We start from the raw sequence: 11,421 nt of genomic DNA, 5'->3' as shown, positions 1-11,421 counted from the left end.
CAGTAAAAACAGGTCTCATTCATCATTAACCTGTTGTTTTTTAAGTAAATTCAAGGGTTTTAGCAAACGGAATGCCAGTGTTATTAGGGAATGCTAATATTTATTAAAAATAAGCACTAACTAATATGCTTATGCTTTAAAAACTAGGAAACTTCAGTTTATGGGTCTTAGAAACCTTTGATTGCCGGGCGAAACCGGCTAAATCTGTCTTTATTTCATATTAGTACCGCATTTCCCTTCACCACATTTACCTTCCATCCCTTTCATATCTGCTTTCTTTTCCTTGGCCATAGGTTTATTACCTGCACACTTTCCTTCCGATGTTTTTTCCAATGCACCTTCAGGCATCATACTTGCACCACATAGACCTTCCCCACAAGCACCATCTTTCATTTTCTTAGTCGCTTTTTTATCTTTGTCTGCTTGCGCTACAAACATATAACCACTTGATAGCTCTGTCATCGCAAATGGGTTATCTTCACTATTTGCAACATTATCAGCCTGAACATTTGTTGCAGCAAATCCAGAAAATAGAGTTGTACCTACCGCAATTGCTAAAGGTGATTTTTTTATATTCATCGTTCTTTCCTCAAAATTAAATTACTTTAGGCCAATAGAAAAATTGTCGCCAGACCTAAAAATGACATAAACCCAATAACATCTGTCACTGTAGTCAGTAAAACCCCACCCGCCAAGGCTGGGTCGATACCCCTTTTCTGTAAAAACAGAGGAATCAAAACCCCCGCCAAGGCCGCACAACTTAAATTAATAATCATCGCAAAACCCAGCATCATTCCCAACGGCATATTAGAGAACCAGGCTGCTGCAATCATGGCAACGACAATTGACCAAACCACACCATTCACGGCACCCACAGCCATCTCTTTAAACAAGAAGGACATGGCATTAGAGGCACTAATCTGATGCAGTGCTAAACCACGAATAACCAAAGTCAATGTCTGACTTCCTGCAATTCCTCCCATACTTGCCACAACTGGCATTAATACGGCTAAAGCAACAATTTGATCAATGGTTGCTGCAAATAAGCCAATGACCCAGGATGCTAGAAAGGCAGTAAATAAATTAACGCCCAACCAGACCGCTCTACGTCTTGCGCTGACAAGTACAGGAGCAAATAAATCATGTTCCTCATCTAGGCCAGCCGAACTCATTACGGCATGATCCGCCTCATCTCTAATAACCTCCAGCACTTCATCAATAGTAATCCGGCCTATAACTTCTTTCTGTTCATCGATCACTGCTGCCGATAAAACATTTCTATGCTCAAAGATAGTTGCGACTTCAGAGATCGGCATATTTGATGGAATAGCTTCGACATTTCCATCCATTAGTTTAGAAATAACCACACCTGGATCATTTGTCAAAATCTCCGCAATAGCGACCATTCCCTGATAATGATGATTACGATCAACAACGACCAGACTATCCATATTGGCAGCCATCTTCCCTTGCGCCCGCAAATACCTTAAAACAGCATCGACAGTCACATCTGCACGTATTGACAATACATCAATATTCATTAACCCGGCAGCCGTATGTCCATCATAAGATAAAGCCGCTTCAAGACGACTATCACCTTCCTTCTTTAGGACTTTCTCTCGGGTATCAGCTGGAAAATCAGCAACCAGATCAGCCATATCTCTCGGCTCTAACTGGCTTGCAGCAGTCACTAAATCTGCCGTTGAAGTATGCTCAATCAATCCAGCCCGCACATCACCCTGCAAAGAAACCAGAGTTAGCCCCATTGCTTCAGGAGCCAGAATACTCCAGAGTTGATATCTGTAATCTATTGGCAAGGATCTAAGTAATAAAGCAATTTCTGCTGGATACAAACTATGCAAATGACTACGTGCTTCATAAAGCGCGCCATTATCCAGGTCATTCATAATCTGCTTTAAACGCAAGTCTGAGTGATCTTGTGGTCTACGTACTGACATAACTATCCTTTAGTTTTCTGGCATCAAGGTGATTTCTATCAAAGAATATACCAGCTTACTTGTCTTTTTGCCCTTCTTCGGTGTTGCGACTACAGTTACATAGCGCAACTATGCGCCTGTAGCCGCGCCTTGAAGATAAACAAAAATCCTGCGCTATCTGTGGTATATTATTTTCAGACAATCACCTAAGAGGATAATACACTAATTATTTTTACTGTATTTCCCGGTGCCTGACAATAACATTAAATGCCTTGCTCTGGAAATATCGCGCAAGGCGATCTATTAAAAATACCGAACGATGCTGTCCACCCGTGCAACCAATAGCAACCGTTAAATAACTACGGTTTTCCTGCTCAAAGCGGGGAATCCAGCGCTCTAAAAAAGTTGAAATATCTTGAAAAAACTCTGTAACTATTGTTTCTGATTGTAAAAAATCGATTACTTTCTGATCCTTACCAGTAAAGCCTCTTAAATCCGGATTCCAATAAGGGTTAGGCAGGCAACGAGCATCAAAGACAAAATCCACATCTAGCGGTATTCCATGCTTGAAGCCAAAAGATTGCGTCTGAATAGAAATCTTCTGTACCTCACCTATTTGCACATAATCCCTGATTAATTGCCTTAATTGATGATAATGTGTTCGACTGGTATCAACAATTAAATCAGCGCCTTTTGCAATTGGCTTTAAAATATCTTTTTCAATTTTAATCGCTTCTTTTAAAGACAGATGTAAATTCGTTAATGGATGCCGCCTTCTTGTCTCACTATAGCGTTTAAGCAAAACACTATCTTCAGCCTGCATAAAAATAACATCACACTGAATACCCTGCTCCCGAATAAATGCTAACTTATCCCTAAAGGCATATAAGCTTTCACTCTGGTTTCTTGCATCAATACCAATCGCGGTTTTACTGTAGGTTGATTGATCTTGCAACATGACATTACTGACAAAATCATCCAGTAATTTAATAGGTAGGTTATCTATGCAACAAAAGCCACAATCCTCCAGAGTATCTAAAGCAATACTCTTACCTGAGCCGGAAAGCCCGGTCAAAATCAATAGTTTCATAGTTTTAGCATTTATACACTAAGGAACGAGAATTCAATAATTCCCGAGCCTGACTTGTTTTTTGACTCCTCAGTTACGCTAGAAAAACAGTTGCGTAGCCTGCTATGCGCCAGTTTCCCTAACCCAACTGTGAAGCCAAAATCCTGCGTCATACTTTCGGGTATTATTAAATCCTCGCTCCTAAAATCAGATCAGACAACGAAGAGCTTGAAGCCATTTCCTTCGTTGTCTGCTCCTTGATTATTAGCGATGTGCCTGTATTTTTTCTTTATGCTTAATAATTTGTCTATCTAGCTTATCTACCATATTATCGATTGCAGCATACATATCTGCCTGCACATCATCAGCAAATAATTTAGCTCCACTAATTTGTACAGTTGCTTCTGCTTTTTGCTCTAGCTTTTCTACTGTCAAAATAACATGTACATCAGTAACATGATCAAAATGCCGTTTTATCTTTCCAATTTTATCTTCTACATGTTGCTTCATTGCTGCTGTTACTTCAACGTGATGACCCGTTACGCTAACTTGCATAAATTTATCTCCTAAATAATATTCAAAAAAATGAGTGTCATTATACTACTTTATTACAAAAGTCGCTTTCTTTGACTTGATGATGGAATAGATATTGTCTCGCGATACTTAGCAATCGTACGTCGCGCAACATTAATTCCTTTTTCTTTTAGTAATTCTGCCATCTTGCTATCACTGAGGGGCTTATGAGGATTTTCGTGACTGACTAACTCTTTAATAAATGCTCGTATAGCTGTCGCCGAACACTCCCCGCCCCCTACAGTTGATACATGACTGGAAAAGAAATACTTGAACTCGATCACTCCATTAGGTAAGTGCATATACTTCTGCGAGGTAACCCTGGAAATTGTTGATTCATGTAACTCTAATTCTTCTGCAATATCCCTTAACACCAAGGGCTTCATGGCAATGGCCCCATGCTCAAGAAACTCTGTCTGCCTTTCAATAATACTCCGCCCTACCCGTAGCAAAGTATCATTACGACTATGCAGGCTTTTAATAAACCAGCGCGCCTCCTGCAAATGCTCCTTCATGCTGACATTGTCTTTACTATTATCCCCACGTTTTATTAAGCCAGAATAAAACGGGTTTACTCTCAGCCTGGGGGCAATATCAGGATTTAATTCAACCAGCCATTTGCCATTCACTTTACTGACAAATAAGTCCGGAATAACATACTCCGACTTACCTTCTTCAATAGCACGACCCGGCATAGGGTCCAGCGAACGAATCAGAGCAATCGTTTCTATCAGTTTATGCTCTGAAATTGCTAAGCGCTTTATTAATTTTGCGATTTCCTGACTAGCTAGCAAATCAAGGTGGTGCTGCACTAACTCTAAAGCCTCAGTTCTAAATGGCGTATCCACTGGTAGCTGTAATAGTTGCATACCTAGACAGCCCTTTAGGTCTTCAGCCGCCACACCAGGTGGATCAAAATATTGCACTCTGTGCAAAACAGCACAAAACTCATCCTCTTCCAGCTCCTCCAGTTGCTCTATTAAACCTTGATAGATTTCAGCAGCCGGACTACTTAAATAACCATCCCTATCAATTGAGTCAACAATAGCCATAGCCATAGCGCGATCCCTATCAGTAAAAGGCAGCATTTCCATTTGCCATAACAAATGATCTTGCAAGCTCACCGCCTTACTACGCTGCACTTCAAAGTCCGGCATATCGTTGCCTGTTGCAGGTGCCGATCCCATTTGCACAGAGTCAAAAACATCTTCCCAGGAACTATCTGTTGGCAATTCATCGGGGAGATCTGTTTGTGACCCTTCACTACTTATTCGATCAGTCGTATCAACTTTGTTTTCAACGATTTTTTGCTCATTCAAAGTGGGACTTTCATCTTCCATCACTTCCAGCATCATATTTGAATCCAATGCTTGCTGAATTTCTTGCTGTAAATCTAATGTTGATAATTGCAACAACTTAATCGCCTGCTGCAATTGCGGCGTCATGGAAAGCTGCTGTCCCATACGGAGTTGTAAAGACTGCTTCATTTACCCCCCTTTAACGTAAGACAACAACAAAATAAAACATTATGTTCAGCATAATTCAAAGACTAAAATTCTCACCTAAATAAACGCGTCTCACTTCTTCATTAGCCACAATTTCAGCCGAAGAACCTTCGGCAATCACTTGCCCCGCATTCAAAATATAGGCTCTATCACAAATTCCTAGCGTTTCACGCACATTATGCTCAGTAATTAACACACCAATATCGCGCTCCTTTAAATGCGCGATAATTTTTTGAATTTCAATCACGGAAATAGGGTCCACTCCGGCAAAGGGTTCATCCAGTAAAATAAATTCAGGATCAGTTGCCAGGGCTCTGGCAATCTCGACTCTACGTCGCTCCCCGCCTGATAATCCCATACCTATATTATTACGAATATGCGAAATACTAAATTCATCTAGTAATTCATCAATAATCAGGTCAATTTGCCCCTTGCTCAGCCCCTTTCTTAACTCCAGCACAGCACGTAAATTGTCACTCACACTTAACTTTCTAAAAACCGATGCTTCCTGAGGCAAGTACCCGACACCCAGTTTAGCGCGGATATGCATTGGGTAGTGAGTTATTTCCTGCTCATCATAAAAAATATGTCCGGCATCAGCGCGCACCAAGCCCACTAGCATATAAAAACTAGTCGTTTTTCCTGCCCCATTCGGCCCTAGCAAACCAACAATTTCATTACTTGCTACATGCAATGACACATCATTTACAACTGCACGCTTTGCATAGGTTTTGCCAATATTTTTTGCAGACAGTATTGCCATTATTACTTACTTTCTTTTTTTGGCTGCAATATCACATGCACGCGCTTATTATCTGAGCCAGTGTCTCCCGCCTTAACCACTTCACTGATTCTATCGTATTCTATCCTTTCGCTTGCTGTGCTATTCTTCCCCTGCCATACCACGGCCTCTTCGATCATAATTAATAACTTTGTCTCTGGGTAATACTCGGTAGTTAAGGCATTTCCATGTACATCTTCTTTGTCAGCGTCAGGTGTTTGCTTAAATTTAACCGGAGTACCTGTGGCTACTAATTTCTGGATTTCCCTGTTCTCCATATATACAACCACTTCATCCGCATCCAGGCGCATACTGCCCTGTATAACAATAACTTTACCCGTATAAATACTGACACCTTGTTTATCATCAAAAAAACCAGAGTTTGATTCAATACTAATAGGCTCACTGCTATCACCGTCTAAAGCACTTGCCATGGGACTAAAAACTAAATTCATTCCCAAAAATACCGGTAATAACCACTTAATCATACTCATGCAGACCTTTAACATTTGCAAATAATTTTATATACAGAGGCTCTCGATAAAACAGCTTCATCCCCACCCCAGAAATTCTATCTAAACCACTGACCATTTCAGCCCAATCATCAGTTTCTGCATAATTTCGCTTTGGATGCACCAGTAAATTACTTGTTTTTACATTAATTTCTCGCACATTTTCAGCCGCAGCTCGATCAATAAAAACCTGACCATTCATTGCTATTTGATCCCCAGCTGCCGAAATATATCCTGCTTTAGAGCGAATAACCCAAGGGGGTGTTTCTTTTTTATAGACCGTCATTACCGGATTGGTAAGTTCAGTTCCTGCGTTATCTCTATAATTCGCAGCATAATCAGCCGTTAGCTTATTGGCTGCCAGGCCCAATTCATTCATTTGAGTTTTACTATAGCCTACAGCAAAATGCTCTGCAGTGTGTTCAGCCACAACTAACTTTTCATCTAATTCGTGTTCGGGCACTGAATTAACCGCCCAGATTGAAGCCAGGAAAATCAATAACAATAAAAAAAAGTTTTTATATTGCTCAGCAATCATTATATTTTTTTAAATGACTCAACCAGCCCATCCATTTTGCCCTGCGCCTGTAATATAAAATCACAGACTTCACGGACTGCTCCATGCCCACCAGTTAAATGAGTTTGCCAATCAACATAAGGTAAAATAAACTCACTAGCATCCTGCACAGCAATAGCCAGCCCCACCTGAATTAACACTGGCAAATCTATCAAATCATCACCTACATGTGCTGCCTGATCAGCCGTACACCCTACTTTAGCAATAATATCTTTAAATGCTTCACCCTTATCTAACTGCCCCAGATAAACCAGCTTAATTCCCAGCATTTCCATTCTCAACTCGACCGGCTTAGAAGCCCTGCCCGAAATAACAGCTACTTCAATCCCAGCCTTTTGTAATAGCTTAATCCCTAGACCATCGCGAACATTAAATGCTTTATATTCTTTGCCTTGCTCATCAAAATACAGCTTTGCATCGGTTAAAACACCATCAACATCTAAAATTAACAGTTTAATCTTTTTTGCTTTTTCAATTCTATTTTGCATTTCAGACTATTCCTGCGTGAATCAAATCGTGCATATTCAATGCACCAGTCACTTGCCTGTCTGTATCTACCACAAGCAAGGCATTAATTTTCTTTTCTTCCATAATCTGCATCGCCTCAGCCGCCAAAACCTCTTCACCGATTACCTGACAATTTACAGTCATAACTTCTGCCAATAATGCCTGTTGAATATCAATATTTCTCTCTAATAATCGACGCACATCACCATCCGTAAAAACACCGGCAAACTGCCCCTCACTATCAACAACAGCTGTCATACCTAATTTTTTCGCTGTCATTTCAACCAAAGCATCCATAATACTGACATCACTCTTAACAACAGGCAATTGTTTCCCTGTGTGCATAATATCTCTTACCAGCACCAACAGTCGCCGGCCTAAACTACCCCCTGGATGTGACAAAGCAAAATCATCACGCGTAAAACCACGCAAAGTCATCAATGTAACTGCTAGCGCATCCCCCATCACTAAAGCGGCCGTGGTACTAGCAGTAGGTGCCAACCCTAAAGAACAGGCTTCCTTTTCTACCGCATTACTCAAATGTGCTGAAGAAAATTTAGCCAGAGTAGAATCCACTCTTCCTGTCATCGCAATCATAGGCACAGCTAAGCGCTTGATAATGGGCAATAATGTTAAAATTTCTTCAGTTTCCCCGGAATTAGATAAAGCCAGCACCACATCCTGCCGGGTAATCATACCTAAATCGCCATGGCTAGCCTCACCTGGATGCACAAAAAAAGCAGGTGTTCCCGTACTCGCCAGTGTCGCCGCAATTTTTCCGGCAATATGCCCTGACTTCCCCATACCAGTGACCACAACCCGCCCTTTACAAGCGGCGATAATATGACAAGCCCGTACAAAATCCTCATCGACTGTTGATAACAAGCCATTGACTGCCTGCGCTTCGAGAGTAATCACCTCTGTTGCTGTCTGTATCAACTGTCTATCATTCATAAGCAATCATTTAAATAACACTTTGATAAATTGTCCACTGATAAAATAAATATGCAGCCAACAGGCCACCACCTTCCAAGCGGTTAATTTTCCCCGCCTTAGACAAACCAACACCTAATATAAAGAGTACGCCAGTAAACACTAATAACACTGGAAAATCACGACTGATAACAGTAGCATCAACAGGCCCGGGAGCAATCAATGCCGGCAAGGAAAAAACAGCCAGGAGATTATACACATTCGAGCCGATAACATTACCTACGGCTAAATCATCTTCACCCTTAAGTACACTACCTATCGATGCCGCCAATTCTGGTAGGCTAGTGCCCAGTGCCACAATCGTCAAGCCTATCACCAGATCACTGACACCCATTGTATGTGCTATATTCACGGCTGCCCAGACTAAAGCCTTAGAACTGATTAATAAACCGAATAAACCAACAACAAAAAATATCCATGCCTTATTATTGGGCATAGTTTCAGGCACTTCTGCTTCCACTTCTTGAGCCAGAATATCATTTTTGCGTTCAGACATAGCACTACGCACCAGCCAGAACAAAAAGACCACTAAACTCAATAGCATTAAGACGCCATCGAAAACACTTAAACCATCTAAAGCCAATACATAACAACCAATGCTAATCAGCATTAAAACAGGTAATTCACGCTTTAGCAGCCCTGAATGAAAAGCCAGAGGAACAATCAATGCAGTTACGCCAAGAATCAAACCCATATTAGCAATATTAGACCCAATGGCATTACCTACTGCCAGGCCCGGGTTTCCCTGAAAAGAGGCTAGCGATGATACCAGAATTTCAGGTGCAGATGTACCAAGACCAACAATCGTCAAGCCTATTAATAAAGGCGACACACCAAAGTTTCGGGCTATTGAAGACGCACCCTCCACAAACCAGTCCGCAGCATAGACCAGGACAACCAGACCTACCACCAAAGCAAGAAAATCAATCAACATATTTTTAGTTGGTTCAAAAATTGCATATTGTGCCACAAAAAACCATAATCTAAAACAAATTAGGGGCAGACTCGAATTAATCATTTACCTTCTTTGGCCGTCCACTAAGCTTTGCCTCAGAACGCCTGTAATGACTGGCATTCAGACCAAAGACACACCAATAAAATCATAATTCACAAAATGTGATAAATATAATTAGAATTCATAGACAATAATCGTTTTTCATGAAAAGATAGCAATGGTAATTAATAGTCGAAATTCACGATAATGGTAGCATATAATCAAAATTCACGACCTGTACCTGTTTTTCATGCTTTTCCAGCACTGGAAGAAGGATCAACGCTTGCCGGATATGCGGCACTGATCGCAGGACATGGACTATTAGTACCTGCCCCCGACTATCTATGCGCCATAGGGACAAAGCATAAGAGGTATGAAAAGGGACGATGGCGCATTTTCACACCAAGGCACAAACCTAATGATAGTCTGCATAACCACCTTACATTTGCCCTTAAGCATGAGGGTATCGATCTGGCCGTTCTCAAAGCCCTGTTTGTCACGACTAAGCCTGAAGCTATTATCGATATTGTTCGTTCAGAACTAACAGGCGCTTATAGCCGAAGACTCTGGTTTTTGTACGAGTGGTTATGCGGTAATGAACTCGATATCGAGGATGCAACGCAAGGTAACTTCGTAGCGATTATCAATGACACACTTCAATACCCGGGACCCTCTCATAATTCAAAACGTCACCGCGTTCGCAATAACTTGCCTGGAACTCGTGAATTTTGCCCATTGATCAGGAGAACAGAAAAGCTTGATCGGTTTATTGGCATGAACCTGTCACAGGCCGCTATCGACCATATAGGTAAAACACACTCAGACCTATTGAGTAGAGCAACTGCGTTTCTTCTGTTAAAGGATTCAAAAGCATCCTATACCATAGAAGGAGAAACACCACCTCATAACCGCATTGAGCGATGGGGAAAGATCATTGGTGCGCCCGGGAGATGTAAGATAAGTATTGAGGAGCTGGAGTCTCTTCAACATGCTGTCATTGTAGATAATCGCTTTGTTATGCCCGGTTTGCGTATTGAAGGCGGTTTTGTCGGTGATCATGACCGGACAACCGGAATGCCAATGCCCGTTCATATCTCGGCGCGTCCAGAAGATTTGGAGAGCCTTCTGTCCGGCCTGATCGAAACTTATCAGCTCCTTGGTAAAAGTGATTACGACGCTGTGCTTATGGCCGCGCTTATGGCCTTTGGCTTTGTGTTCATTCATCCTTTTGAAGACGGCAATGGTCGTATTCATCGCTACCTGTTTCATCATATCTTGGCAGAAAAGGGATTTGTTGCCAAAGGGTTGGTTTTTCCGGTATCCGCCGTCATTCTGGAACGCATCGATGATTACAGGCAAACGCTTGAACATTATTCAAAACCCAGGCTTGATCTGATTGAGTGGCGGCCTACCGACAAAAACAATGTCGAAGTATTGAATGAGACTAAACAAGCTGGGTTTTTCTTTGAATGTGTCGAAGAAACAGTAAATAAAACACTGCCTGAGGAAGTGAGTTACCTGAAAACGTGCACGAAATAATGAATTTAATCAACTTACTGAGGTTGAAGTTCAATCCATAGAGCGCAAATATGATGAAGTCTTTCATATTGATGACAACTTTTTTAACTTAGATAAGCATTAACATATTAATAAACAACAGCTTGCATATGTAGACTGGGTTAGCTTATCGCGCAAAGCGCGATAACGTAACCCAGCATTTCCTCATAAATCAACGTGTTGCCGGGTTACGTTTTTTTACTTCGCAAAAAAATCTAACCCAACCTTGTCTTACCTTACTGAAGTTTCCCAATTATTGAGTAGCTGAAATACACAATGCTGGTGTATCGAGGTTTATTTTAGGTGGTTTTGCCATGTTTATAGCAAACCCCTACTTAATTCCCCTTAGGCAATAGCATTTGAAACGAATGAAAAGACTATTTTTTTCATATAGTTGTAGCATAGTTTCAATTTTA

At 41.2% G+C, this 11,421-nt stretch carries 12 protein-coding genes; 1 reads left to right on the top strand and 11 read right to left on the bottom strand.

Annotated features, from left to right (window positions below):
• Window positions 1-210 precede the first annotated feature (210 nt).
• The 11 genes from CDZ78_RS11410 to CDZ78_RS11360 form a co-directional block, all read right to left on the bottom strand.
• Window positions 211-579 carry a hypothetical protein gene (locus tag CDZ78_RS11410; RefSeq protein ID WP_087870126.1) on the bottom strand — a complete coding sequence of 123 codons (369 nt, stop codon included), beginning with the start codon at window positions 577-579 and terminating at the stop codon, window positions 211-213.
• A gap of 26 nt (window positions 580-605) precedes the next feature.
• Window positions 606-1,958, bottom strand: a complete 1,353-nt coding sequence (gene mgtE, locus CDZ78_RS11405; RefSeq protein ID WP_087870125.1) for a magnesium transporter — start codon at window positions 1,956-1,958, stop codon at window positions 606-608.
• Window positions 1,959-2,169: 211 nt separating this feature from the next.
• Window positions 2,170-3,027: an RNase adapter RapZ gene (rapZ, locus tag CDZ78_RS11400; protein WP_087870124.1), complete on the bottom strand. Its 858-nt coding sequence runs from the start codon at window positions 3,025-3,027 to the stop codon at window positions 2,170-2,172.
• Window positions 3,028-3,270: 243 nt separating this feature from the next.
• Entirely contained in the window at window positions 3,271-3,561 is a 291-nt protein-coding gene (gene hpf / locus CDZ78_RS11395) for a ribosome hibernation-promoting factor, HPF/YfiA family (RefSeq protein ID WP_087870123.1), read from the bottom strand.
• A gap of 53 nt (window positions 3,562-3,614) precedes the next feature.
• Window positions 3,615-5,066, bottom strand: coding sequence for an RNA polymerase factor sigma-54 (locus CDZ78_RS11390; RefSeq protein ID WP_087870122.1), 1,452 nt, complete (start codon window positions 5,064-5,066; stop codon window positions 3,615-3,617).
• A gap of 55 nt (window positions 5,067-5,121) precedes the next feature.
• Window positions 5,122-5,847 carry an LPS export ABC transporter ATP-binding protein gene (lptB, locus tag CDZ78_RS11385; RefSeq protein WP_087870121.1) on the bottom strand — a complete coding sequence of 242 codons (726 nt, stop codon included), beginning with the start codon at window positions 5,845-5,847 and terminating at the stop codon, window positions 5,122-5,124.
• A 2-nt stretch (window positions 5,848-5,849) separates the two neighbouring features.
• Entirely contained in the window at window positions 5,850-6,359 is a 510-nt protein-coding gene (lptA, locus tag CDZ78_RS11380; protein WP_087870120.1) for a lipopolysaccharide transport periplasmic protein LptA, read from the bottom strand.
• Window positions 6,346-6,915, bottom strand: a complete 570-nt coding sequence (gene lptC / locus CDZ78_RS11375) for an LPS export ABC transporter periplasmic protein LptC (protein WP_087870119.1) — start codon at window positions 6,913-6,915, stop codon at window positions 6,346-6,348. Before lptC ends, lptA begins: the two co-directional genes overlap by 14 nt.
• Window positions 6,915-7,442, bottom strand: a complete 528-nt coding sequence (gene kdsC / locus CDZ78_RS11370; RefSeq protein WP_087870118.1) for a 3-deoxy-manno-octulosonate-8-phosphatase KdsC — start codon at window positions 7,440-7,442, stop codon at window positions 6,915-6,917. The genes lptC and kdsC overlap by 1 nt, the downstream gene beginning before the upstream one ends.
• A 1-nt stretch (window position 7,443) precedes the next feature.
• Window positions 7,444-8,415: a KpsF/GutQ family sugar-phosphate isomerase gene (locus CDZ78_RS11365; protein WP_087870117.1), complete on the bottom strand. Its 972-nt coding sequence runs from the start codon at window positions 8,413-8,415 to the stop codon at window positions 7,444-7,446.
• A gap of 10 nt (window positions 8,416-8,425) precedes the next feature.
• The gene (locus CDZ78_RS11360; RefSeq protein ID WP_087870127.1) at window positions 8,426-9,388 is read right to left on the bottom strand and encodes a calcium/sodium antiporter; all 963 of its coding nucleotides are present in this window, start codon (window positions 9,386-9,388) and stop codon (window positions 8,426-8,428) included.
• A 267-nt stretch (window positions 9,389-9,655) separates the two neighbouring features.
• On the opposite strand from CDZ78_RS11360, the gene CDZ78_RS11355 reads away from it, so the two are divergent.
• The gene (locus tag CDZ78_RS11355; protein ID WP_307190493.1) at window positions 9,656-10,987 is read left to right on the top strand and encodes a Fic family protein; all 1,332 of its coding nucleotides are present in this window, start codon (window positions 9,656-9,658) and stop codon (window positions 10,985-10,987) included.
• Window positions 10,988-11,421 lie beyond the last annotated feature (434 nt).

The organism is Bathymodiolus platifrons methanotrophic gill symbiont, assembly GCF_002189065.1.
GTDB lineage: Bacteria > Pseudomonadota > Gammaproteobacteria > Methylococcales > Methylomonadaceae > Methyloprofundus.
The sequence above is the reverse complement of the archived record's forward strand: the minus strand, read 5'-3'. Positions and strand labels throughout refer to the sequence as shown.